Here is a 25,775-nt window from a genome sequence, read left to right on the forward strand (position 1 = left end):
TAAAAGGCTTATGAACCCAGAAATCAATAATGAAATAAGGTTTGTTTTTTTAGAAAGAATAGATGACTTTGAGGAAGTCATGAAGCGAATGAAAAACGATCTTTTTATAAAAAATTTAGATCAAAAAATCAGAGTGTTTATGTGTAATATAAACGTTGAAAGTCCTAATAAGAGAATCACAATTGATACCTCAGAAGGTACTCATGTATTGAATGTTTCTGATATTTTATACTGTGAAGCTGATGTTAATTACACCTATGTCCATACTATTAAGAGTGGAAAAATAACAAGCTCTAAAACCTTGAAAACATACGAAAACTTGCTTTTAGAAAATGATTTTTATAGAGTACACCAATCTTATTTAGTTAACTTGGAGCATGTTAAAAAATATACAAAAGGAAAACTAGCTTACCTTATATTAAGTAATGGAAGTCGTGTTAAGGTATCTTTAAGTAACAAAGCGGGTTTTTTAAAAAAGTTAAAGAATGTAGATTAATTAAATTATGAATCTCACAAAAGTGTTTTATACAAAGGGAAGTACGATTCCTATAATTATCTATTCTTTTTTTAAGAGAGTCACAAAATATAATTGCTAGAAAACCATTAACTTGTTTATTCTGTTTATAGACTACTTCAAAATTATTTATTGATCATAAAATCTTCTCTAATTGGGCTGAACACATCTACAAGTCTCCCCTCTTCTATACAGACTACGCCGTGCAAAACATGTGGCGGAATATAGAATGCATCACCACCTTTTACGGTCTTGGTTTGCTCTCCAATGGTTAATTCAAATTTACCGCTTTCAACATAGGTTACTTGTGAATGATAATGCTCATGTATAGCACCTATCGCACCAATTTCAAATTTTACGTTAACGAGCATAATCTTATTATCATATCCCATAATTTGGCGTTGTACTCCCTCACCAACGGTTTCCCATTCAATTTTGTTTCCGAATAAAAATTCTTTACTAGTTCCAAATACTTCCATAGCTAAAATATTAATATTTTTAATTAATAACAGTTTTCGTTCTCTATCTAACTTTGTTTATTAAATAATTAAATCAGTAGTAAAATACAATAGGAGCATTTGAAGATTACCATTAATTAAACATAGCATTCAACTGCAATAAGACAGCAACTTTCAGTTTCTTCTAATGCACTTAATTTTTAGCAACTAATTTCATCAGCCTTTTTCTTTTATCTATGTTTTTAAAATTTTATTCTAAATCAGAAAATTACTTTCCCTTGTACATTTTATATACCTCTGTACCTGCACTTAAAAAGGCGCCTGTACCATACACCTCACTTTTATTGGGCCAAGCTTTACCAGGAGCAGCACCAATAGGTTGAACGTATCCTAACATACCGTCTTTAGTAACATGGCTCACTAATGCGTTCCATCCTTTTTTTACTGAGGGCTCATAAGTTTCAACATCTAAAATGCCTTGATTTATACCCCATGCTAACCCGTAAATATAAAAAGAGGTACCGCTAGTTTCAGGAGTTGGATAAAACTCTTGCCCTAATAGGCTCATAGCCCAATGTCCTTGAGGCGTTTGAATTTCAACCAACTTTTTAGCCATGTTCTTATAGATACCTAAGAAATACCGATACTCTTCACTCTCTGGGTTTAACTCGTTCATTATGTTAGATAAACCAGCAAATACCCAACCATTACCACGCGACCAGAATATTTTAGTACCGTTATCCAATTTAGCCATATAGCTTTCGTCACGATAGTAAAGATTTTCTTTTTTATCAAATAAAAAATCGGTCGTAGCTTTATATTCAGACATCATAAAGTCAAGATATTTTCTGTCTCCAGTAATATTATACAATTTAGCCCATACTGGTGGTGCCATAAACAAGGCATCACACCAACTCCACCTGTCTAAGCAATAAGGAGTATTCCATTGTAAAGAAGTCTTTGCTGGATGTAATAATATAAAATCAAATTGCTCTTTTGTAGGTTTAATCATTTTTTCATCACGGTACTTTCTATAGAGATCCAGATACATTTGTCCCACTGCTTGATCGTCTCCAAAATATTTGTATCGATAAAGTTTCCATTTATGCTTATCTCCTATTTTCTTTAGCCAATCATAGTACTTGGTATCTTCTGCCATTTTTGCCCATTTCACCATACCAACATATAAAGCAGCATTAGTCCAATCTAAGGGATGGTGAGGCTCTTTAGAACTAAATGCGTCACGATAATGATCTATTTGCCAATCGGCTACTGTTTTCATCACTTTTTTAACTTTAGCTGGTTTTATTTTCTGAGCCTGAGATAAGTTTATTGATACTAATAGTACGACTGCAACAAGAAATTTTAATTTTTTCATCTTATGTATGTGTTATAAATTTAAATAATTACTTTTTTATTAAAGTAGCTTTGTTACTATTATAATAAGGAATATTGATTTGGTATCTATTCTTTTTAGATTTTACTTCAATTTTTATTTCGTCTCTGTTTTCTGAGGTTATTTTGGTCATTATTTCAGTCATTTCTTTTTCGTAAGGTTGAAGTATCCACACAAAAGTAGCATCATTTTTAATAGTGGTAACGTATGAGCTAGCTACATTTGGCTCAAATACGTTATATTCTGAACTATACCAACCTTGAGGCGTAGGGAATTCTCTACCTTTAATCAATTCAATTTTAAAATCTTTTTTACCTACAGGAATAATAGCCAAGTTACCGTTTAGATCTCCTGTTTTTACAATAGTTTCTTCATGCTCTACTTTTCTATTAGGATGCCAATGCCATAGCGCCTCTATTTGCCTAGGTCTGTCGGTCTCTATTCGATCTACTACAACCCAGAATTTTCCACGGACGTAAAACACAGAACGAATATGCTTAGCCTTTCCTTCTAAACCTTTATAAGACTCGAATGAGTTGGTTGCAAAATCAAATTCATCCGTTATTTTGTAAGTATCATTACTTAAAGGCGATTTTATTTCAGAAGGCCCTCTATCTTGCCCTTTACTATCTATCAAAATAACATTATGACTGGCACTACCTATGGCATAAGCTCGAAATTTTTTAGCAACCTCACCAGTATAGGCAAATCTACCCGAATCAACAAGAAAGTCCTTTCCATAAGCTGATATAGAAAGGTGAAGTTTATCACTGTGTTCATGTCCTGTACCCCATGGACCAATATCAAACAGTGACCAATGCGCATTATATGAATAATTACTTCGGGAAATTAATTGACCTCCCCAAGAGTAAAAGTGTGACCCCTTATCTTTAGGTTTGATCCCTGTCTTCCCATTTGATGCTATGTATTCCCAATCAGGACGTTTGTACTTTATTGCTGCTTTTAATAAGGCATTCCTATTATTATTTAGATCACTATCATTTGTCAACGCACCATAACCATTTGGACGAACCGATTTTGCTAAATAGTCATACATTGTTTCTAAAGTCTTAGTATATGAATCTGGCATTTTTTTATCAACTATTTCGCATGTATTCTTGAATTCTTCAAAATTTTCTAATGCTACATGATGATAGTGTGAAGCCAACTCTTTCTGAACACCATCAGGATAAACCTGGTGTTTTATACTCTCACTCATTTTGTCTATAGCATAATCCAACCATTCGTTTGATTTTTTATATTCTGGGAAGTTTGATGCAACAACCGCTAAACCCGATAATTCCATTGTAAGCCAATTTCCTCTTGCATGATAATTACGGTTATAATCTCCATGATCTGGAAGACTGCTTAGTATTAAAAGTTGAGTTGCTGGTGAAAACTGTTCATTATTAATTAAACCAAAGAACAAACGAGTCCACCTCTTATTTCTAAAAGAAACTTCAAGACCTCTCCAAATTGAACCAGAACTCCTTTTCGAGGGATACGGCAAACTTTTAATGATAAAATCTCTAAAAAATTGGTCAATATAATTCACATATTTAGGGTTTTCTGTTTCTAAATAAGCTTCAAAAACTTGTTCCAATTGTTCGTGTCTATTTGATAACCATGCCCATTCTGCATCGTTATTGGGACCTTTATAATACCAATCGCGATGTCCATCTTCATTCCATGGAACTTGACCTTTAACAGTTTGTACAGTAAATATATTTTTTAAAATAGTGTCTGCAACTAAATCTGTTTTATTAGTTTTTATAGGTTTATATTTTATTAAATGTTTTGAAGCGCTAGCTGTTTTGTAATATTCTAAGAGGAAATTACACGCATTTAATATATCGTCATTTTCGTAGGCTGTTTTTACACGTTCTAAACCAAGATAATCAAGATTAAATTGATTCAACATCTTTTGAATAAGATCAGGATAATTCTCATTTAAATGTTTTACCGAGGTAATTTCTTTCCAACTTTTCTGTCCAGATGCATATATAGAAATAGATAAAATTATTGAAAAGACAAAAATCTTTCTAATACCAAAGGTCATATTATATTTGAATTTAAAAATTAATAAATGTTTTTGTGAAGATCTAGAGTTCTATTAAAAGAAAAACAGGAAACCAATTATCAGGTTGAATTTTGGACTTCCTGTTTTACTATAACTAACTAAAGACTAAACTAAATATTTTATGCTTCAAATTAATAACCAGGATTCTGTGTTAGAATACTTGGATCATTTATTTTAACAATTTCGCCTAAAGGTATAGGGAACAAGTTACTAGTTGATTTGGCACCCATGCTTCCAAGAAGCGCTTCGTACCTACCGGTTCTTACCAGATCAAACCATCTATGCCCTTCTGAGGCCAATTCAGCACGTCTTTCCTGTTCCATAGCAAGTCTAAAATCAGCTTGATTAGTAATAGTTGCCGAAGTCAAGTCTGCTAAACCAGCTCTATTTCTTATACGATTCAATAAAGTGAATGCCTCACCATTTGCTGTGTAGCCTTGCTCATTTAAGGCTTCTGACAACATAAGTAACACATCAGAATAACGAATTACGGGCCAATCACTCTCTCCATGACCATTATCTCCAGGTGGACCATATTTATATGTCAATATTTCTCCAGGGGCAGCAGTCGTATTTAAAGTGAGATCTCTTCTAAGATCACCAACTTCATATGCGTCAAACAACGTCGTTCCTGTCGCTTTGTTATTTGGCTCTAGAGCATTGGCAAAACCATAATTAAAACCATTACCATTAATACCATCATTTGCAAATCTTGTGGCAAAAATAATTTCGGCGTTGTATTCGTTGGATGTATCAAATACATCAGCAAAATCAGGAAGCAAGCTAACAGTACCTCCACTTTCCATAGCGGTTACAGCGCGTAATGCTGTCTCTGCAGCAGCATAATTGCCATTGGTTAGTTGAGCACGTCCTAAAACAGCATTGGCTGCTATACTAGTAGCTCTACCAATATCACTACCTCCGTAAGATACAGGTAAAAGACCAGTTGCTGCACTTAAATCGGCAACAACTTGAGCATATACTGCATCAGGTGAACTTTGCGGAAATTCCAAAGCTTCAAGCGCGGATATCTCTGTTAATACCAAAGGAACATTACCATAGATACGAACGAGGTTTAAATATACTACCCCTCTAGCAAACAAGGCTTCTCCTTTTATGCGATTCTTAACACTTTCATCAATATCTACACCATCAATTTTATCCAGTATAATATTAGCTCTACTTAAATTAATATATGCGTTTCTCCATTGACTGGATATTATACTATTAGAGGGGTCGATAGTGAAATTATCGAAATCCTGTAAGGTAGTAACAGAACCTGAAATAACAGGAACCGTATTATCTGAACGAATATCTCCAAATACATATATATTATTAAATTCATTTCTAAGACCACTATAAACACCTATGATAGCTTGTTCAAAATCAGCCTCGGTTTGATAAAAATTAGAAGAACTCAGCTGCGACAGAGGAGCTAAATCCAAGTTATCGTCACAGGATAAAGCTAAGAATAAACCTAGTGACATTATATAGAATTTTATGTTTTTCATAATTACTTTATTTATAAATTAAAAAATAAATTAGAAACCAACCTTTAGGCCTAAAGTAAATCTAGTAGCTAATGGATAAGTTCCATAATCTGCTCCACCAGATAATGCACTTCCTCCTGCAAAACTCACCTCAGGGTTATATCCTTGATAATCTGTAAAAGTTGCAATATTGTTTCCTGAGAAGAAACATCTTAACGAGTTTAATTTTAACTTATCGGTAACAGTGGAAGGAAAATTATAGCCAATAGTGATGTTCTGTATTCTCGTAAAAGAAGCATCTTCAACAAATCTTGAAGTTTCTGCAACAGAATTGTTTCCTGTAGTATCAAAAGTGGCACGAGGTGTACGGCCATCTCCTGGTTCACTAGCCGATTTCCAGCGACCAAGTGTACTGGCAAACTGATTCATATAACCTTGCAAACCAAGGACGAAAGCACCTTGTACATTATGTACCAGATTACCTTGTGATCCATTAATAACAATGCTCATATCCCAATTTTTATAAGAAAAATTGTTTACCAATCCCCAAATATAATCGGGTCTGTTACTACCAATCACAACTCTATCGGCATCAGAAATAGTGCCATCTCCATTGGTGTCTTGATATTTTATATCACCAGGAAATGTAGGCCTTGGAAAAGTAGCACTATTATCTACTTCATCTTGAGTCTGGAAAATTCCAATCTGTTTATACACATTAAAAGCTCCTAATTCTCCTCCAATTTCATTTAAGAAAAGAGCACCACGTCCACTACCAGATCGAATAGGATCACCTTCAGGACCCAGTTCTAATATCTTATTTTTAGTGAATGTTATATTAAAGTCTGTACTCCAACTAAAATCTCCTGTAAAATTTTTAGTTAGCACTAAAAATTCCCAACCTTTATTTTCTATTCTTCCTATATTTTGTAAAGATGATCCAAATCCTGAACTAACTGGAATAGGAACATTCAATAATAAATCTTCCGTTTCACTATTAAAATAATCTACAGTAAAAGCCACTCTGTTTTTAAATAGCCCTAATTCTACACCTATATTATATTGTTTTGTGGTTTCCCAAGTTAAATCTGGGTTTGAAACAGATGCAGGCACTAACCCTCCTATGTTAGTTCCATTACCACTACCTAAAACATAATTAACACCGCCTCCTAACAATCCTAGAGAAGCATAATTTCCAATTCTATTGTTTCCGGTTTTCCCGTAACTGGCTTTTAATTTTAATAGGCTAATTTTTTCAGAATCTTGTAAAAAATCCTCATCAGATACTAACCATCCAGCAGATATTGATGGGAAAGTAGCATATTTATTGTTTGCTCCAAATCTAGAGGAACCATCACGACGAATGGCAGCAGTTAAAAAATACTTATCATCATAAGAATAATTTAACCTTCCTAAAAGTGAAACCAGACTCCATTCCTGTACAAATGACTCAGCTCTATTTACTTTATCAAATGCGGTGATTGTTCTTATCGCTTCATTCTGCAAACCTGAAGCCGATATAAAGTTATTCTGGTCTCTATATTCCTGATATGTAAATCCACCGAGTATATTCAGATTATGTTTATCAAAAGATTTCGTGTAGTTTAATGTGTTCTCCGACAGCCAACTTCTCTGACCTAGCTTTCTTGAACTTGCATTAGTATTATTACCATTTCTTATAGCTCTGGCTGGATTAAAATCGTTTCTTTCAAAATCTGTATAATCAAAACCTAAAGACGTCTTTACTTTTAATCCATCTATAATTTCAAATTCCAAATAACTATTTGCTAATAACCTAAGAGCTGTACTCTCTGTATCTCTTTCCCTAGCAATTAATGCTGGATTGGGCGTACCACAACACGCTAAATCTGATTGGTTATTTACAAATTCTTCTGTACTAGCATCTGCAGGTAAGAACGGAAATGCAATTAAAGCAGAAAGAATAACGCCATTCCCTGCCCAGTGCCCTTCGGCATTTACTTCATCATTTTGCGTAAAACTTGGTGTAATGCTAACACCCATTTTTAATTTATCTGTTACTTGTGCGTCTAAATTAGCTCGTAATGAATACCTTTTTAAACCAGATTCAATGATAATACCTTCTTCCTCCATATAACCACCTGAAACGAAGTATTGAAACTTATCTGTACCACCAGAGGCAGATAATTGATAGTTTTGTACTAAACCGTTTCGGAATATAACATCTTGCCAGTCTGTATTAACGCCTCTATATTGACTTTCATTATTAAGTAAGTTTAGTAGTGGCACACCAGGTTGTGTTGTTGCCGATGCATTTGTCCAAGATTCTCTTAGAAAATCTAAAAACTGGTCTCCAGTTAATAAATCTACTTTGTTATGTACTGATTGTGTCGATATGGACGAGCTAAAATTAAACCGAGGTTTTCCACTTTTTCCGCGCTTTGTTGTAATTATTACTACGCCATTAGCTCCTCTGGATCCATATATAGCAGAAGCGGCGGCATCTTTTAAAATTTGAATAGACTCAATATCATCAGGGTTAATTGTTGATAATGAGTTAAAACCTTGATCTGAATTACCAATATCTGAATTTTCAATAGGGAAGCCATCCACTACATAAAGCGGATCATTACCACTTAAAGACCCTGTTCCTCTAACACGAACTTTAATAGCTCCACCGGGCGCCCCATTAGTTTGTTGAATTTGTACCCCAGCAACTTTACCAGACAAAGCTCTTGTAAAAGAATCACTAGAGTTTTCTCCCAAATCCTCAGCAGTTACAGTAGCAATGGCTGAAGTTACTGCTCTTTTATTCTGTATACCATAACCAACTACTACCACTTCATTTAATCTGGCAGTGTCTTCTAATAATGTTACTGAAATTGTAGTTTGACCATTAATAGAAATCACTTTACTTCCAAAACCAACATAGGAAATGACCAGTACTGCGTTTTCACCACTAACTGTAATCTTAAACCTCCCGTCAAAATCTGATTGTGTTCCATTTGTGGTTCCTTTTTCAAGAACATTTGCTCCTGGTAATGGTTGCCCATTTGCATCTAAAATAGTACCTGTAATGTTGTATTGTTGAGGTGTTTCAATGACAGGGACTTCCTTTATTATTATTGTGTTTTTATCGGTAAGTTCAACATTATAGTCTTTTTTAGAAATAACTGTTTTTAATAATCTATTAGCTCTAATCTTCCCTTTTTTAAGAAGGACCTTAGGAACTCCTTTAAATAAGTCTTCTTGATAGAGAAATGTGTAGTCTGTTTGACTCCTAATGAGGTCAAAAATTTCGTCGATTGTTACTTTCTTATCCTGTTCGATTGTAATATTAGTATTCTGCGAAAAAATATCGATTGGAGAAAAACTAAAAACTGTTGTGCAAAACAGGAAAACAAACGTTCTCATAATAAACTGTAAGAGTTCTTTTCTTCTGAAGAAAAGGTAGTTAGTAAATTTAAATTTCATAAATTTGTGTATTAGTTGATTAAACATTTTAATTAATTAATAATCTTAAGGGGGAAAAAGTGGAGTACTGTGGAGGTATAAACTTTATTCCCTTCTTTTTTACTTTATCATAATCGTTTTATTTGTTATTTCATAGGCATTAATAAATTTAGTTTCTTGGATAATTGTTAATATATCTTCTAATTTTTGATTTTTTTTCAGCACACCATTAAATCTAATATTCTCCAAATCAGATCTTTCAAATACGACATCAACATCATACCAGCGAGACAAAACAACCATAATATCTTTTAATGGCATACTCTTAAAACTAAAGAGCCCTTTTCTCCAAGATGTTTCACTATAGACATCAACCTGATTAACACTCATATTATGATCTTTGAGGCTTAGAGTTACTTGTTGATTTGGAGATAACATTTGTGATTTATCATTACGATTTATATTTACTTTACCTTCAACTAGAGTTGTATAAATATAATCTTCGTCTTTATACGCTTTAATATTAAATTCTGTTCCTAAAACTTCAACTTCTTGAAGTTTCGTAAGCACATTAAATTTACTCCCATTATGATTAAAACTGGGAGATACTTCAAAATAAGCTTCTCCATATATTAATTCTACATGACGTGTTTCTCCTTTAACAAAAGTTACAGGGTATTTTAGTTTCGATTCAGAATTCAACCAAACTTCAGTTCCGTCAGATAGTTTTATATGGTATTGTCCACCCCTAGGTATTGTTAAATAATTATAAGTAATTTCAGCTTTTTTAGTATTTTCAGGTTTATAAACTAATGTTTTCCCATTACTTTTTACATTAGAAGAATTATAGCTTTGACCTTTTTCCAACGCAATACTAGATCCATCTTCTAATGTAAGAATGGCTTTATCTGTGCCTATTAAAATTTCATTATCGGCAATTGTTGTTGGCACTTCAATTTCATGAATTACATTGTTATCAGTGCTAAAAAGAAATGAGATTGAAATAAAAAGTACTAATGATGCTGCAGCTGCATATACAGGCCACAGAGAAAATATCTTTTTTGCTGATCTTTCTTTATGTTCAAGTCTAATTAATACTTTGCCATAGGCTTCATTCACCCTATTTTTTATCGTCGCTAAATTTAAATCATGATAATCTTGAACAAATTCTTCAAGAGTTGATTGGTTTTTTGGATTGTTTAACCAAATTTGTAATTCAATTAGCTCTTCATCCGTAATTGTCTGAGTAAGAAGCTTGGAGAAAAGTTTTTTCATATTATGATATTAAGAAAATGACAGTGTTTTTTTTATTACATTTATAGCTAATGCTTTTAAATCTTAAAAAACCCTTAAAGAAATTTGTATTTTTTTATTATTTTTCGCCTCACATCCATTTAGTCTTCAAACACAAGTATTTAAAATTTATGGACGATTTAGTCTTAGTATCGAAATTAAAACAAGGAGATAAAAAGGCATTTAAATTATTATTTGAATGTTATTACGATCGCCTTGTGGCTTATATAATAACCTTCTGTCATGACAAGATGCAAGCTGAAGATGTTGTTCAGCTAGCTTTCATAAATCTTTGGGAGGATCGCGAAAAACTAGATGAAAAAAAATCACCTCGAAGCTATCTTTATGCCATAGCTTATAATAGGTATATTGACAGCATTAAAAAAATAAAGCGAAAAGAAAAACTTTTGGATATTGTTTGGGAAAGGGCTTTAAGATCTCGTATTTCAGAAGATAATGAATTTTTAGAAAGACGCATTGAAAAAATGAAGCAAACTATTGATTTGTTGCCTCCAAAATGTAAAAAAATAATTCAACTTAATAAAATTGAAGGCAAAAAATATAGCGAAATAGCAGACTCAATGGGTATATCTATAAAAACTGTAGAGTCACAAATGCGTATAGCATTCAATAAAATTAGAGAAGCATTGAAAAAAGACAAGATGATACTATTCTTAATGCTTAAGTCTATTCCTTTAACATCAAACAAATCGCAGGTTTCAAAACTAAATCTCTAGTAAAACAGGGATAAATACCTTCTTAGTTGCACTGTAAATACGAATAAACCCATCGCATTTAGTTAATTAACGTGATGAATAATGCTTTTTTGATTTTATCCAATCATTTTTATTAATTGACATATCTTGTTAAAAGTACGTGAATAATGTTTAAGCTGCCCATAGACATAATTGATTAGATTCTATAGGCGTTATATTAAGCGAAGGTTTTTTAGGAAAGAAACAATAGGTGGTTAATGCTACCACAATATTGCCCAAAAACCCTTTTACAGAGCGATGCCTAGTATGTTCTATTTTATACATATTTTTAAGTTCATCATTGACAGATTTCACCAAAGCTCTTTTTCTTAAAAGGAAAGCATCCACATCAGATAAATTTTGTGTTTTCATATTCTTTCTAACTTTTATAATGAGTTGGATACCATCTTGAAACAAAAGTTCAGAAAGGGCTTTAGAATATAGCCTTTATCTCCAAAGAATTTGTCAAAGACTTTTTTAGCCATAGCAGTCATTAATTGAATGTTTTAGATATTTTATACTGTGAAGCCGATGTTAATTACACCTATGTCCATACTATTAAGAGTGGAAAAATAACAAGCTCTAAAACTTTGAAAACATACGAAAACTTGCTTTTAGAAAATGATTTTTATAGAGTACACCAATCTTATTTAGTTAACTTGGAGCATGTTAAAAAATATACAAAAGGAAAACTAGCTTACCTTATATTAAGTAATGGAAGTCGTGTTAAAGTATCTTTAAGTAACAAAGCGGGTTTTTTAAAAAAGTTAAAGAATGTAGATTAATATAAAATGCGAACTGAAAAGTTCGCATTTTTTAATTTAAATATCTATATAAGAATTAAGTAGATATCTTAATAATAATTTAATACCAGCCTCTTACATTATAAGTAGTTTGCTTTTGGTTCTTTCCATAAGCAACCCCTACGTCTCTTGCAGCTCTAATTCTAGATTTTTCAACATCTAAAACTTTTAATTTATAATTCCAATCTCTATCATTTAATTCTTGTACTCTAGCAGCTATTTTTGAGAATACCGATTTAACTTTGCTAAAGCATGGTGCATTAGGTTCTACTGACGCTAATAAAGCTGTTGCCTCATTAATTGAATCAATATCTTGATTAGCAGCCAATATACCTTGTGCTTCGGCTAACTTAGTTTTACAATCATACTCTATACTTTTATTATAGGTAGTAAGCATTTTTGCTTTTATTTTATTAAAACAAGAACTTGCTTCTGGTACTCCCGCTAAAATTGCTAAAGCATCGTCAAACTTATTTTGACCATTTAAAGCATCAACTTTCTTAATAACCAGATTGCAATTATCGTTGTAATATTCAATAATTCGTTTTTTTCCTTTTTTTACAAATGCTTGTACTACAGGGCTCTTTGGTTTTATTTGCTTTATAGCAGCGATATATGCTTTGTTTTCATTCGTACCAACTCCTTTAACTTCTAGAGTTTCATTTGTAAACATAGTCCCTTCAATACCGTCACCGATATAAAGCGTAACTTCTAGGTTTAAAACAACTTTAGGTGGTGCGGTAGGTGTCACATTTTTAGTTAACACGGCTATATTGGGTGTTATAATAAACCGTGAATTATAGTTGTTATCGCTAATTCCTTTATTTGTGATGATTTGAGTTAGTTTGTTTCCCAGCATTCTTTTTGCAGACGAAGGAATGTATTCCATTTGTTCTGGGATATATGAACCCATAAAAATACCATCATAATTGGTGTTATCCTGAGCTACCAATGTTAGCGAACAAATAAGGAATAAGGTGTATATTATTTTTTTCATGATTATTTTTTTATATTATTTACCACCTAAAATTATGGTTGCTCTACCCAGACCTTTCATAACTAATTTGTTAGGAATGTTATACGGTTCATTCTTTAAGAATTTACTCAATTTACTGGTGTATCTTCTTGCATCAATAGCTCTACCCTTTTCATTGTAAAGAGGGATTCTTACTTGCTCAAACAATGCCATGCTTTCGGTGATATCTGTGGTACTAAATCTACCTTTAACGGTATTGTCTGCTAACCAATCTTCAATAATAATACCTAGTTCCTCATCGTCATATTCGGTCTCTAAATCGCCATCCCAATCATCCCATGTTTGAATGCGAATAATAATTTCTCTTCCGTTTTCAAACATATCGTCAAAATGTGTTTGTAAAGATGCAGTAAAGGTATCCATGTGAGCTAAAACAGCTTCAGAAAGTAAAACTGGTAATTCTGCAGAAAAAGAAGGAGCGCCAGTACCAACAGCTGTTGCTACTTGTTTATCTGTATAAGAGTCCAAGCCTTGAAGGTTAAATGTTACTGACTTTTTAGGGCCTGTTTTATTAACTGTCCAAGTAAGTTGTATAATGATGTCTGCTTTAGCTACTTTTTTAAAAGCATCAATAGGACTCTCATTAATCCCTGCGCCTGAATTTTTAGATGTACGTAGATTATCTTCGGCAGCGTTAGAATTTAGAGTTTTTATAGCAGATTCCATGTTTTTAAGAGGAAAACCTCTTTCTGCCATCATACCATTAATATGGCTAATAACTTGTAGAAGTTCTGAATTTTCCTGAAGTGCTTTTTTATAATCAGGTATTTTAACAATAGTACCTTGGTCGTCAAAAGTCATTATATATCCATTTTTAACACACCAAACATCACTTGGTACAACCATAAGTGTTGGTTTTTTAGCTTGACTAAAAACAGTAACACTTATTAGTAAAAATGTAATTGAAACTCCTAATTGCAATATTCTTTTCATGATTTGTTTTTTTTAATTAGAATCCAGATGCTAAACCTTTAGAAATACCTTCACTTTCAAGACGTCTCCTAAGTTGGTCAAACTGGATATTTACTATAACCCCTATTTTATATTCTCGTTTACTTACTTTTAAGCGATCTCCTGGCGCAATGCTACCGTCTGTTGCTGCTGAAACATATTTTAAATATTCACCTCCATCTGCAAAAAAAGCATCAAAAAAAGCTTTAAATTTTTCTTCTTTATCTACAGACTTTACTAATGGTTTTAAAGGTGTACAACCTTGGCCACCACCTGCATAACCTTTAAAAATAATACCGTGAACGGCATTTTTCATCCCTCTGGAAATAGCATGTTTAGGGTTTTTTGAATACGACCATACCTTTACAAGTTTAGAACCTTGTTTTGCGATACCTTCGCATTCTAAATCGTATCGCCATATTTTAGTGTCCTCATTGGCTTTATTTTTTTTCCATTGGGCGTTGACATTCGTTCCTAGGACCAGCAATACAGCCAGCATTAAAATGTTTTTAAATTTCATATTATTTGTGATTGTTTAAAATTCGATGAACTAATTTATTTGTCTGATAAGCATACCCGCATAGTATTTTTTCTTACCACCACTAAATGTTGTGTATTCTAGATCAGATGGGTTTTCTTCATTGGCGTTGTGTCTATTATCCCATATAAGGTCTTTTTCTACTTTTATAACACCCAATCGTTTAAACACTGTCACCCCGTTCTTATCTAGTATTTGCTCTAAAACCTCATATTTATCACCTTTTTCTAAGCCTTCTTTTAAACCAATTTTAGCTGCCAAAGGTTCTGAACTTATAAGAGGTGTTTTTGTTCTGAAAACTTCATATTTTCTTTGCAGTTTAGCAATAACATGGTCTATGGCCTTTATGGTTGCATTGCTTATTAATTCTTCGTTTGTTTTTTTACTTAACGAAGTACTTTGTATATCTGCCCAAGAAGTTTCAGTACCTATATATTCTAATTTAAAGATGTCCGTTTCATCAAAAGCTTTTTTCTTTTCTATGTCTATGTTACCTTCTTCATTCCAGAAATCATTATAGAAAATTGAAGCAGTTTCTTCATTCCAAACAAGTTTATATAAATGAGCTCTTGTTTTTATAACATATCCTTTTCCAAAAGTATCGGCACCTTGAGCAGTAGCATCTGCTATGAGTGCCACATCGCTATTACCATAATTAGAGGCTGCGGTAGAAACACTAGCAAGAATACCTTTAGCCTTTTTTGCTACTTCTTCTTTATTTGTGTATTTAAAATCATTTACAATTACAAATGTACTTTTTATAAGAGCTTCTCCGGCATCTGCTAATAGTGCAGAACCACGTTCACTATTATTAGCTATTTTAACATCTAAATCTGATGCGTTATAATATCCGCGTTCAGCTATCAAATTCATATTGAACCCTCCAGATTCACTTCTGTTAAACCATTTAGCAACCATGGCTTTAGCAATATTGTTGGTGTTTAAGTAGTTTAAAGCTGCTAAATGCTGAAATTCTTTTTCTTCTTTATTACCTCCAACATTTAATTCACTAGTTATTTTTGACATAAACCCTTTTTTCTTAGGAGTTTCGACCGGTGGAGGTGTGTAGATGAAAGCAGAGTCCGTTTTAGGAATCATTCTAAGATTAACAATATGATTGTTGAATTTATCTATTAAAGGTGCATTTGTGAATATATCTTGTATTACCGCACTATGCTCTCTGGTATCATCAGTTATCATTAATGTGTGAAGAGAGCTTCTTTTGTATTTAATGTCAATAGTGTTTTCCTGAGAGAAGATGATGCAACAAGGTAAAAACACTAAAAAAAATACAAGTACTTTTTTTGTATTCATTAAGGTGGTTGGTTTTATTGGTTAATAGCGATTAAAAATGCACAAAATAAGAAAATTAGAAAATGAAGATTTGAGAAGGGATTGTAAATATATAAAACCTATATTAAAAGAGAGAGAAGTACTGTTAAATTATTATCAACTAATTTGAGTTAGATTAGATTAATCTTAATTTACGGTAGAAGCAATAAAATGAGGTAGAAAGGTTAAAGAATTGTATAAGTATAAAAAAGAGGCTGTCTTGACTTTTCAGACAGCCTCTTTAAACTATTTTTTTCTAATTGTTACATAGCAACCAAGTCACCAGACATATCTTTAGATGGTAAATTTGATTTACCCATTAAATAAAGGTCTACTTGACGAGCAGCTTCTCTACCTTCTGAAATAGCCCAAACAATTAGTGACTGTCCACGACGCATATCGCCCGCAGCAAAAATATTTGGAATGTTTGTTTGGTATTTTCCGTATTCAGCTTTATAATTAGAGCGTGCATCTTTTTCGATACCTAATTTATCAGCTAAAGTACTTTCAGGGCCAGTAAATCCTAAAGCTAATAATGCTAAATCACAAGGCCATATTTTTTCAGTGCCTTCAATCTCTATGAGTTGAGGGCGCTCTCCAGGAACCATTTTCCATTCAACGTTAACCGTTTTTAAAGCTGTTAATTTACCGTTTTTATCTTTTATGAATTCCTTAGTATTGATCAACCAGTTTCTTTCAACACCTTCTTGATGAGAAGAAGATGTTTTTAACTGCAATGGCCAATAAGGCCAAGGCGTGGTTGGTGAACGATGTCCAGGAGGTTTTGGCATAATTTCAAAATTCACTACCGATTTCGCCCCGTGACGATTTGATGTTCCTACACAATCTGATCCTGTATCACCACCACCAATAACAATAACGTTTTTATCGGTTGCTAATACTTGATCTTTAACGTCTTTCCCAAATAATACTTTAGTCTGTTGTGTTAAGAAATCCATAGCTTGCACCACACCATCAGCATCAATACCTGGAGTAGGTAGGCTTCGTCTTTCAGTGGCACCTCCACAAAGAACAACCGAGTCAAAAGCTTTTAATTCTTTAACATCAGAATTAACACCAACATTTACATTCGTTTTAAACGTGATGCCTTCAGCCTCTAAAATAGCTAAACGACGGTCTATAACTTCCTTTTCCATTTTAAAATTAGGAATACCATAGCGTAATAAGCCTCCAATTTCATCATCTCTTTCAAAAACAGTTACTGTGTGTCCGGCTCTGTTTAATTGTTGAGCAGCTGCTAAACCAGCAGGCCCTGAACCTACAACAGCAATGGTTTTTCCTGTGCGTGTTTTTGGTGGTTGTGGTTTAATCCAACCTTCTTTAAAAGCACGCTCTACAATATTCTTTTCAATATTTTCGATAGATACTGGATCTTCAATAATACCTAATACACATGACTTTTCACAAGGAGCTGGACACAAACGACCTGTAAATTCAGGAAAATTATTTGTTGAATGTAACAGCCAAGAAGCTTTTTGCCATTCGCCTTGGTGCACCATATGGTTAAAATCCGGTATTAAGTTTCCTAATGGACAACCACTATGACAAAACGGGATACCACAATCCATACAACGTGATCCTTGTTTTGTTATTTCTGGTTCGCTTAAAGGAACTGTAAATTCTTTATAATGTTTTACACGGTCTTTTACAGGCGTGTATGCTTCATCTTGTCTTTCAAATTCTTTAAATCCTGTTACTTTTCCCATGACACTATGCTGTTGTTAGTTCTTCTACCATTTGTTCTTCAGTCTCTAAACGTTTTAAGGCACGCTTGTATTCAATTGGCATTACTTTTACAAAGTTACCTAAACTGGTATCCCAGTCTGCCAATAAATCTTTACCTCTATTACTGTTTGTATAAAGTATATGCTTCTCTATAGATGCTTTTAAATCTGCAGCATCTTCCGCAGAAATATCTTCAAATTCAATAGTTTCTGTATTACATAAACCGTTTGCAAATTTATTTTCCGGATCATAAACATAAGCAATACCACCACTCATACCAGCAGCAAAGTTTCGTCCCGTATTACCTAGAACAACTACTTTTCCACCAGTCATGTATTCACAACAGTGATCACCAACACCTTCTACAACCGCAGTTGCTCCAGAATTTCGTACTGCGAAACGTTCACCAGCAATTCCGTTGATGTAAGCTTCTCCCTGAACCGCACCGAATAAACAAACATTACCAACAATAATATTGTTTTCTGCTATGAAATCTGCTTTTGCCGGTTTTTTGATGATTAATTTACCTCCAGATAATCCTTTGCCTAAATAGTCATTGGTGTTTCCTTCTACAGTAAATGTTAATCCGTGGGCTCCAAATGCGCCAAAACTTTGACCAGCAGAACCTGTGAAATTTATGTTTAACGTATCTTCAGGTAACCCTAAATGGCCATAAATTTTTGAGATCTCATTACTTACAATAGCTCCAACGGTTCTATTAACATTCTTTATTGGATATGCTAAGTTCATTTTCTCTTTTCTATATAAAGCTCTATGAGAGTCTTTTAATATAGTATGATCTAAAACGCTCTCTAAGTTATGGTCTTGTATTTCTGTGTTTCTTATAGTAAGCTGACTGTAAACAGAAGGCCTGTGTAAAATGCTAGATAAATCTAAGCCCTTAGCTTTGTAGTGCTTGATGGCTTTGTTTGCATTTATCTTATGTGTTTGACCAACCATTTCTGCTACGGTTCTGAAACCTAACTGTGCCATAATGCCTCTTAATTCTTCAGCGATGTAGAAGAAGAAGTTTATAACATGTTCTGGTGTGCCTTTAAAGTTTTTACGTAACTCTTTATCTTGAGTTGCTATGCCTACCGGACACGTATTTAAATGACATTTACGCATCATAATACAACCAGATGCAACTAACGGAGCTGTAGCAAATCCAAATTCTTCGGCACCTAATAAAGCGGCAACTGCTACATCACGGCCTGTTTTTAATTGTCCGTCACATTCTACAACAATTCTACTTCTTAATTTATTTAATACTAGTGTTTGTTGTGCTTCTGCCAAACCAAGCTCCCAGGGTAACCCAGCATGTTTTAATGATGTTAAAGGAGATGCTCCAGTACCACCATCATAGCCTGAAATTAAAACGACATCGGCTTTAGCTTTTGAGACTCCTGCAGCAATAGTTCCTACGCCTACTTCTGATACTAATTTAACATTAACCCTTGCTTCTCGATTGGCATTCTTTAAATCGAAAATTAATTGTGCTAAATCTTCAATAGAATAAATATCGTGATGCGGAGGTGGCGAAATTAAACCAACAAAAGGCGTCGAGTTTCTAGCTGCGGCAATCCATGGTAGTACTTTCTCTCCAGGTAATTGTCCGCCTTCTCCAGGTTTTGCGCCTTGAGCCATTTTAATCTGAATTTCTTTCGCATTAGTTAAATAATGTGAGGTCACTCCAAAACGGCCTGATGCTACTTGTTTTATTGCTGAGTTACGGCTATCACCGTTTATATCTTTTTGAAAACGTTTTCTATCTTCCCCACCTTCACCAGAATTTGATTTACCACCAATTCTGTTCATGGCTATCGCTAAATTTTCATGAGCTTCTCTAGAAATAGACCCGTAAGACATTGCCCCAGTTTTAAAGCGCTTAACAATGTCTGTCCAAGGCTCTACCTCTTCCAGAGGAATAGGGTCTAAATTATCAAACTCAAATAACCCTCGAATGGTCATTAAGTTTTCCGATTGTTCATTGATTGCTTTTGAGTAAACGTCATAACTCGCCTGGTCACTCAGCCTAACAGCTTGTTGTAATTTAGCAACAGTGGTAGGGTTAAATAAGTGTCTTTCGCCATTACGTCTCCATCTGTAGTCTCCTCCAATATTTAAACCTAAGCGTTTATCAATTGTGTTATCAGGATATGCTTGCTTGTAACGTTCATTAATTTCTTTTTCAATTTCATATAAACCAATACCTTCAATTCGAGAAGCCGTATAAGGGAAATATTTTTCAACAAATTGCGAGTTGAAACCAACAATTTCGAAAATTTGTGAACCTCTATAGGAATGTAGTGTAGAGATTCCAATTTTGTTCATGATTTTTAAAATCCCCTTCCCGATTGCTTTATTAAAATTATCAACCGCTTTTTGCTCGTCCATATCAACAATGAAGCCTTCTTTTACTTGCATTCTGATGATTTCGTTCACCATATATGGGTTAATGGCACTAGCACCATAACCAAATAGGGTAGCAAAATGATGAGGTTCACGAGGTTCTGCAGATTCAATAATGATATCGAAGTAAGAACGCTTACGTAAACGGTTCATTTGATGGTTTACATAAGAACATGCTAATAAAGCAGGAATAGGAGCGAATTCTTGATTGACACCTCTGTCTGAAAGAATTATGATATTTGTTTTTCTTTCTAGTGCTTTTTCAACTTGTTTGATAATATCTTCTAAAGCATCCTCAAGACCATTAAGACCTTGTGCTTTTGGATATAAGATTTCAATGGTTTCAGCTTTAAAGCTTTCAATTGAAATACTTCTTATTTTTTCTAAATCGGCATTAGAAATAACAGGGTTTTGAATTCTAAGTTTTCTACACTGTCTTTCTGTAATGCTGAAAATATTTCTGTCCTTACCAAGGTTTAAACTAATATCGGTTACAATCTCTTCACGAATACCATCCAACGGAGGATTGGTAACCTGTGCGAATAATTGCTTGAAGTAGTTTGAAATTAACTGGGGCCTATCTGATAAAACAGCTAATGGCGTGTCAATTCCCATGGAACCTAAAGCTTCCTTACCTACAACAGCCATAGGGGTTATAACCTCCTGAATGTCTTCAAACGTATAATTGAATAAACGTTGGCGTGTTTTAATGTCTATAGTTTCAATTGGACACGTTTCGTTTGTATAAGGAACGTCTTTTAAATGCAATCTCGTTTTATCTAACCATTCTTTATAAGGTCTTTCTAAAACAATTTTACTCTTAATTTCTTCATCTTCAATAATGCGGCCTTTGTTCATGTCTACCAGGAACATTTTTCCAGGTTCTAATCGACCATGTCTTTCTACATCTTCAGCGTCAATTTCAACCACACCAATTTCTGACGACATAATTAGCTTACCACTTTTGGTAACGGTGTATCTAGAAGGTCTTAGTCCATTTCTATCTAACAATGCGCCTATGTAATCACCATCCGTAAAAGGCACAGAAGCAGGGCCATCCCATGGTTCCATTAAGCAAGCATTATACTCATAAAATGCTTTTCTTTCCTCAGACATGGTTTTGTGTTTTTCCCATGCTTCAGGAATCATCATCATCATAATTTCTGGTAATGATCTTCCTGTGTGTGTTAATAATTCAACTACCATATCCATAGAGGCAGAATCTGACTTACCTGGTAATATGATAGGGAATAACTTGTCTATTTGATGTCCGAAAACATCACTTTTCATGATTTCTTCGCGAACACGCATTCTACTAACATTACCACGAAGTGTATTAATTTCACCATTCTGACACATAAAACGGAATGGTTGTGCCAATTCCCAAGTAGGCATCGTATTGGTAGAAAAACGCTGATGTACTAATGCTAAACGTGTTACTAAATCCTGCTGTTGTAAATCGGTATAATAAGGGCCAATATCTTCGGGCATTATAATACCTTTATATATTAGGGTCGTGGTTGATAAACTTGGCACATAAAAATAGGTGCTTTCAGAAATTTTTGACTTTCTAATGGTGTGCTCGGTAATCTTACGTGCAGCGTATAATTTAGCTTTAAAATCGGCTTCGCTAATAGCTTCAGTTTTGCCGACAAAAAGCTGCTCAATATTAGGCTCTGAAGCCAAGGCTATTTGCCCTAATTGTGTCGAATCAACAGGAACATCTCTCCATCCTAAGATGGAAAGTCCTTGAGCCTTTATTTTATTTTCAAATGTGTCTTTGCAATATTGATATTGGTTTGATGTTTTTGGTAAAAATACCATACCTACGGCATATTCCCTTTGAGCTGGGATATTAAAATCGCAAACTCTTTTAAAATAATCATGAGGGATATCAATTAATAAACCAGCTCCATCACCGGTTTTTCCATCTGCGCTTACACCGCCACGGTGTTCTAGCTTTACGAGAATTTCTAAGGCGTCATGAATAATTTGATTTGTTTTCTCTCCATTAAGATTACAAATAAAACCTGCGCCACAATTTTCGTGTTCAAATTCGGGTAAATACAGTCCTTGTTTCTTCAGCATAATCAACAAACTTTGGTTTAAAAATCGAGTTGAAGAGCTAAGATATGTACTAAGATTTGAATTACAATAGAGCCTATTTCATTATTCCGATTATATAAACGAAGTTGAGATAAAAATAATTATATATCAATATTAAAGGTGTTTTTTAATAAATATTCAATCTATGATTTTTTATGAATAAATACAGATATGTGAATTAATACTAACAAATAATCAAATTAATGTAAATAATATCATAAAAATTTGGAAAATACTGACAATCACTTAAATAAATGAGTTGTTAAAAATCCAAAAAATTACATTATAAACATAATACCTATAAAAAAATAGGGTAAAAAATGAAATATTGATAAAATTAAACCATATACCCCTATTTTTTATGGGGTATAAATGTTTTTTACATAGTTTAGCCTCTCGAATTAGAAAATAAACACTAAAAAGTCAATAACTAAAATGAAAACAATTATGAAAAAATTAATTACTCTTTCGATGCTTTTTATGGCAACAGTTTTATTTGCACAAGAAGAAGAGGCTTCTAAAAAGAAAGTATCTATAAGCGGTACAGTTGATACTTATTACAAAACGAACTTAACATCTTCAGATCAAGCTATATTTGGATCAGGCGATGAATTTCAGTCTTTTGGAACTTCTTTTGCCGATGAGACTGGATTTGCTTTAGGTATGGCAAATATTATAGCTAGTTATGAAGGTGAAAAAACAGGGGTGGTTGCAGACGTGGTTTTTGGACCAAGAGGAAATTCTGCAATTACAGGAAATAACATTAATCAGTTATATGCTTACTGGAATGTAACTGAAGGAACAACATTAACCTTAGGTAGATTTAATACGTATTTAGGATACGAAGTTATTTCGCCAGCAGCAAACTTTAACTACAGTACGTCTTATTTATTCTCTAATGGACCATTCTCTCATGTTGGTTTAAAAGCAGATTTTGCTTTATCTGATGACTTTAGTTTAATGTTAGCTGTAATGAATGCTACAGATATTGATAGCAATACTACTGGCGATTATGCTTTGGGAGCTCAATTAGGATATGCAGGCCAGTTTTTAAATTTCTATTATGATTCTGGAATTAAATTAGGATTTGAAATTGATTATACAGGAGGATTTGATTTGTCTGATGATTTCTTCTTAGGTATTAATGGGGCTTATGCAGATAATGATGGAAATGGGTTTTACGGTGCTGCTTTATATCCACAACTTGCAACGTGTGATAATTTCTCAATTGGTTTAAGAGGAGAGTATTTTAACTGGATGATCGATGGTGCAACAGACGAACCAAATGTATTTGCAGTTACTTTAACGGGGAGTTATACTTTAGAAAACTTAATCATAAAACCTGAATTACGTTTAGATAGCAATTCTGAAGAGGTTTATTTTGATTCAGATTTAGAGGCAACAAAAAGCTTAGCTGCTTTCACATTGGCTGCTATTTATTCTTTCTAACAAAACTAAATAATACAATCATGAAGAAAATTGAAGCAATTATTAGAAAATCTAAATATCGTGTTGTTAAAGAGGCATTGCACGATGTTGGAGTGAACTTTTTCTCTTACTGGGATGTTACTGGTTTAGGAAATGAAAAAGAAGGACATGTATATAGAGGGGTGTCGTATAGTACAAGTGATATTCAACGTAGACATTTATCAATCGTTGTAAATGATGATTTTGAAGAAGTAACAATTCAGGCAATCCTTAATTCGGCTGGAACAGGTGAAGTGGGAGATGGAAAAATATTTGTATCAGATATTAATGAATGTTACAGAATACGAACAGGGGAAAAAGGTGGAGACACTTTAAAATAACAATCATCATTTAAAAAATTTATATTATGGAATTATTTACGGCAAATAATGTATGGATGATGGTCTGTACAGCACTGGTTTTCTTTATGCATACGGGTTTTGCATTTTTAGAAATAGGATTGACCAGACAAAAAAATACAATCAATATTTTATTTAAAAACATTTTTATTATTACAATTGGACTTTTATTATACTATATAATAGGGTTTAATTTAATGTATCCAGGTGAATTTAACGGATATATAGGATCTATAGTTCCTGGTATTTCACCACCAGAAAATGGTATGACTCCAGAATATGCAGATGGAGGATATACATGGTGGACAGACTTTTTATTCCAAGGGATGTTTGCTGCAACTGCTGCAACTATTGTTTCTGGAGCTGTTGCTGAACGTATGAAAATTGGACCATTTATGATCTTTACGGTAATATATGTAGGATTGGTTTATCCAATTGCCGGATCATGGAAATGGGGTGGTGGATTCTTAGATGAATTAGGATTTTATGATTTCGCTGGTTCTACACTAGTACACTCTGTAGGAGGATGGGCTGCTTTAGTAGCTGTTTGGTTGCTAGGATCTAGAATTGGTAAATTTAAAGATGGTAAGCCACAGGCGATTCCTGGACATAACATTCCTTTAGCAACTGCAGGTGTTTTAGTTCTTTGGTTAGGGTGGTTTGGATTTAATGGAGGTTCTGTACTTTCTGCAGATCCGGAATTAACGTCTTTAACTTTAGTAACCACATGTTTAGCTGCGGCGGCAGGTGGTGTGGTAGCTGCTTTTGTATCATTCTTAAGATATAAGAATTTAGATTTAACGATGTTCTTAAATGGTATCTTAGGTGGTTTAGTAGGTATTACTGCAGGAGCAGATGTTATGACTCCAGAAAGTGCTATTATAATTGGTGCTATTGCTGGTGCTTTAATAGTATTTGCAGTAAGCTTTATTGACGCTATTAAATTAGATGATCCAGTTGGAGCTATAGCGGTTCACTTAATTTGTGGTATTTGGGGTACGCTTGCTGTTGGTATTTTTTCAACCAACCCAGAGCATCGTTTCTTAGTACAATTATTAGGTGTTGCATGTTATGCAGGATTTTGTATAGTAACATCATTCCTTATCATATTTACACTTAAGAAAACTGTTGGAATACGAGTTTCTGAAAAAGAAGAATTAGAAGGACTAGATGGTCATGAACATGGTATGAGTGCTTACTCTGATTTTAGAATGAATGAGCATTAAATATATTTAGTTTAGTTTAAAGGAAAGGGCGTCTTAATTTATGTTAAGACGCCCTTTTGTATTATAATAGTTTTTATATGATTTTGCTTGGATATTTACCAAAATCAAATAGCACACATATGTGTTTATCATTTTGATCACAAAAGCAGAACTTAGATTCGTTAAATAATAAAGACATAAAATGAAACCAAACGAATTTACCTCAAGCTATGGTAATACATTACAAACAGATCCTAAAACTAAGCAAGTCTATATAATACCATTTCTGATTTAAAAATACTCAAAAAACATTTTAGAGAATAAAGAATTAGCTGCGATAGATTTTATGAGTTTTGGGTTCAGTTGGTTAACCATTTCTGTAATTTTCTCCTGTAATCTTTC

The 25,775-nt window shown here is 33.5% G+C and carries 18 protein-coding genes and 1 pseudogene; 6 read left to right on the plus strand and 13 right to left on the minus strand.

The annotated features are described in order from the left end of the window. Window positions 1–10 precede the first annotated feature (10 nt). Window positions 11–496: a LytR/AlgR family response regulator transcription factor gene (locus tag EM932_RS14125; protein WP_135877841.1), complete on the plus strand. Its 486-nt coding sequence runs from the start codon at window positions 11–13 to the stop codon at window positions 494–496. Window positions 497–639: 143 nt separating this feature from the next. On the opposite strand, the gene EM932_RS14130 is transcribed toward EM932_RS14125, so the two are convergent. The 6 genes from EM932_RS14130 to EM932_RS14155 all read right to left on the minus strand — a co-directional run bounded on the left by EM932_RS14130 (window position 640) and on the right by EM932_RS14155 (window position 10,645). Next, complete coding sequence (locus tag EM932_RS14130) at window positions 640–993, minus strand: cupin domain-containing protein (protein WP_135877842.1); 354 nt, start codon at window positions 991–993, stop codon at window positions 640–642. A gap of 247 nt (window positions 994–1,240) precedes the next feature. Then, window positions 1,241–2,350 carry a glycoside hydrolase family 88/105 protein gene (locus EM932_RS14135; RefSeq protein ID WP_135877843.1) on the minus strand — a complete coding sequence of 370 codons (1,110 nt, stop codon included), beginning with the start codon at window positions 2,348–2,350 and terminating at the stop codon, window positions 1,241–1,243. A 28-nt stretch (window positions 2,351–2,378) separates the two neighbouring features. Continuing rightward, window positions 2,379–4,427 carry an alginate lyase family protein gene (locus EM932_RS14140; RefSeq protein ID WP_135877844.1) on the minus strand — a complete coding sequence of 683 codons (2,049 nt, stop codon included), beginning with the start codon at window positions 4,425–4,427 and terminating at the stop codon, window positions 2,379–2,381. A 152-nt stretch (window positions 4,428–4,579) separates the two neighbouring features. Further along, a complete protein-coding gene (locus tag EM932_RS14145; protein WP_135877845.1) occupies window positions 4,580–5,959 on the minus strand; it encodes a RagB/SusD family nutrient uptake outer membrane protein in 1,380 nt (459 codons plus the stop codon). 30 nt (window positions 5,960–5,989) lie between these two features. Then, on the minus strand, window positions 5,990–9,391 hold the full coding sequence (locus EM932_RS14150; RefSeq protein ID WP_170179804.1) for a SusC/RagA family TonB-linked outer membrane protein: 3,402 nt from the start codon (window positions 9,389–9,391) through the stop codon (window positions 5,990–5,992). A 99-nt stretch (window positions 9,392–9,490) separates the two neighbouring features. Beyond that, entirely contained in the window at window positions 9,491–10,645 is a 1,155-nt protein-coding gene (locus tag EM932_RS14155) for a FecR family protein (RefSeq protein ID WP_135877847.1), read from the minus strand. A gap of 149 nt (window positions 10,646–10,794) precedes the next feature. Between EM932_RS14155 and EM932_RS14160 the strand changes: the two genes are divergently transcribed. After that, window positions 10,795–11,400, plus strand: a complete 606-nt coding sequence (locus EM932_RS14160; RefSeq protein WP_135877848.1) for an RNA polymerase sigma factor — start codon at window positions 10,795–10,797, stop codon at window positions 11,398–11,400. Between the two features lie 150 nt (window positions 11,401–11,550). On the opposite strand, the pseudogene EM932_RS14165 reads toward EM932_RS14160, so the two are convergent. Next, window positions 11,551–11,924 (minus strand): annotated as a pseudogene (locus EM932_RS14165) (transposase); the annotation flags it as partial. Between EM932_RS14165 and EM932_RS14170 the strand changes: the two are divergent. Further along, entirely contained in the window at window positions 11,916–12,203 is a 288-nt protein-coding gene (locus tag EM932_RS14170) for a LytR/AlgR family response regulator transcription factor (protein WP_135877850.1), read from the plus strand. The pseudogene EM932_RS14165 and the gene EM932_RS14170 overlap by 9 nt on opposite strands. Before the next feature lie 79 nt (window positions 12,204–12,282). On the opposite strand, the gene EM932_RS14175 is transcribed toward EM932_RS14170, so the two are convergent. The 6 genes from EM932_RS14175 to gltB form a co-directional block, all read right to left on the minus strand. Further along, complete coding sequence (locus tag EM932_RS14175) at window positions 12,283–13,218, minus strand: hypothetical protein (RefSeq protein ID WP_135877851.1); 936 nt, start codon at window positions 13,216–13,218, stop codon at window positions 12,283–12,285. A gap of 15 nt (window positions 13,219–13,233) precedes the next feature. Then, window positions 13,234–14,190 carry a DUF6175 family protein gene (locus tag EM932_RS14180; protein ID WP_135877852.1) on the minus strand — a complete coding sequence of 319 codons (957 nt, stop codon included), beginning with the start codon at window positions 14,188–14,190 and terminating at the stop codon, window positions 13,234–13,236. 16 nt (window positions 14,191–14,206) lie between these two features. Next, complete coding sequence (locus tag EM932_RS14185; RefSeq protein WP_135877853.1) at window positions 14,207–14,728, minus strand: hypothetical protein; 522 nt, start codon at window positions 14,726–14,728, stop codon at window positions 14,207–14,209. 30 nt (window positions 14,729–14,758) lie between these two features. Further along, window positions 14,759–16,060 carry a hypothetical protein gene (locus EM932_RS14190; RefSeq protein ID WP_135877854.1) on the minus strand — a complete coding sequence of 434 codons (1,302 nt, stop codon included), beginning with the start codon at window positions 16,058–16,060 and terminating at the stop codon, window positions 14,759–14,761. A 281-nt stretch (window positions 16,061–16,341) separates the two neighbouring features. Next, window positions 16,342–17,805 (minus strand): glutamate synthase subunit beta, encoded by a 1,464-nt coding sequence (locus tag EM932_RS14195; protein ID WP_135877855.1) that lies wholly within the window; start codon window positions 17,803–17,805, stop codon window positions 16,342–16,344. A gap of 4 nt (window positions 17,806–17,809) precedes the next feature. Beyond that, window positions 17,810–22,324: a glutamate synthase large subunit gene (gene gltB / locus EM932_RS14200; RefSeq protein ID WP_246041072.1), complete on the minus strand. Its 4,515-nt coding sequence runs from the start codon at window positions 22,322–22,324 to the stop codon at window positions 17,810–17,812. 465 nt (window positions 22,325–22,789) lie between these two features. Here gltB and EM932_RS14205 point away from each other — a divergent pair, with 465 nt between their 5' ends. From EM932_RS14205 to EM932_RS14215, 3 genes are read left to right on the plus strand one after another with little or no spacing between them, the layout of a single operon-like run. Continuing rightward, window positions 22,790–23,791 carry an outer membrane beta-barrel protein gene (locus EM932_RS14205; protein ID WP_135877856.1) on the plus strand — a complete coding sequence of 334 codons (1,002 nt, stop codon included), beginning with the start codon at window positions 22,790–22,792 and terminating at the stop codon, window positions 23,789–23,791. 20 nt (window positions 23,792–23,811) lie between these two features. Continuing rightward, the gene (locus tag EM932_RS14210; RefSeq protein WP_135877857.1) at window positions 23,812–24,150 is read left to right on the plus strand and encodes a P-II family nitrogen regulator; all 339 of its coding nucleotides are present in this window, start codon (window positions 23,812–23,814) and stop codon (window positions 24,148–24,150) included. Between the two features lie 26 nt (window positions 24,151–24,176). Continuing rightward, a complete protein-coding gene (locus EM932_RS14215) occupies window positions 24,177–25,394 on the plus strand; it encodes an ammonium transporter (RefSeq protein WP_135877858.1) in 1,218 nt (405 codons plus the stop codon). Window positions 25,395–25,775: the final 381 nt, after the last annotated feature.

This window comes from Flavivirga rizhaonensis (genome assembly GCF_004791695.1).
Taxonomy (GTDB): domain Bacteria; phylum Bacteroidota; class Bacteroidia; order Flavobacteriales; family Flavobacteriaceae; genus Flavivirga; species Flavivirga rizhaonensis.

Excerpts from the sequence above, each read along its gene's own strand:
- EM932_RS14125 (WP_135877841.1), top strand. The coding sequence starts at position 11 with ATGAACCCAGAAATCAATAATGAAATAAGGTTTGTTTTTTTAGAAAGA.
- EM932_RS14130 (WP_135877842.1), bottom strand. The coding sequence starts at position 993 with ATGGAAGTATTTGGAACTAGTAAAGAATTTTTATTCGGAAACAAAATT.
- EM932_RS14135 (WP_135877843.1), bottom strand. The coding sequence starts at position 2,350 with ATGAAAAAATTAAAATTTCTTGTTGCAGTCGTACTATTAGTATCAATA.
- EM932_RS14140 (WP_135877844.1), bottom strand. The coding sequence starts at position 4,427 with ATGACCTTTGGTATTAGAAAGATTTTTGTCTTTTCAATAATTTTATCT.
- EM932_RS14145 (WP_135877845.1), bottom strand. The coding sequence starts at position 5,959 with ATGAAAAACATAAAATTCTATATAATGTCACTAGGTTTATTCTTAGCT.
- EM932_RS14150 (WP_170179804.1), bottom strand. The coding sequence starts at position 9,391 with ATGAAATTTAAATTTACTAACTACCTTTTCTTCAGAAGAAAAGAACTC.
- EM932_RS14155 (WP_135877847.1), bottom strand. The coding sequence starts at position 10,645 with ATGAAAAAACTTTTCTCCAAGCTTCTTACTCAGACAATTACGGATGAA.
- EM932_RS14160 (WP_135877848.1), top strand. The coding sequence starts at position 10,795 with ATGGACGATTTAGTCTTAGTATCGAAATTAAAACAAGGAGATAAAAAG.
- EM932_RS14175 (WP_135877851.1), bottom strand. The coding sequence starts at position 13,218 with ATGAAAAAAATAATATACACCTTATTCCTTATTTGTTCGCTAACATTG.
- EM932_RS14180 (WP_135877852.1), bottom strand. The coding sequence starts at position 14,190 with ATGAAAAGAATATTGCAATTAGGAGTTTCAATTACATTTTTACTAATA.
- EM932_RS14185 (WP_135877853.1), bottom strand. The coding sequence starts at position 14,728 with ATGAAATTTAAAAACATTTTAATGCTGGCTGTATTGCTGGTCCTAGGA.
- EM932_RS14190 (WP_135877854.1), bottom strand. The coding sequence starts at position 16,060 with ATGAATACAAAAAAAGTACTTGTATTTTTTTTAGTGTTTTTACCTTGT.
- EM932_RS14195 (WP_135877855.1), bottom strand. The coding sequence starts at position 17,805 with ATGGGAAAAGTAACAGGATTTAAAGAATTTGAAAGACAAGATGAAGCA.
- gltB (WP_246041072.1), bottom strand. The coding sequence starts at position 22,324 with ATGCTGAAGAAACAAGGACTGTATTTACCCGAATTTGAACACGAAAAT.
- EM932_RS14205 (WP_135877856.1), top strand. The coding sequence starts at position 22,790 with ATGAAAAAATTAATTACTCTTTCGATGCTTTTTATGGCAACAGTTTTA.
- EM932_RS14210 (WP_135877857.1), top strand. The coding sequence starts at position 23,812 with ATGAAGAAAATTGAAGCAATTATTAGAAAATCTAAATATCGTGTTGTT.
- EM932_RS14215 (WP_135877858.1), top strand. The coding sequence starts at position 24,177 with ATGGAATTATTTACGGCAAATAATGTATGGATGATGGTCTGTACAGCA.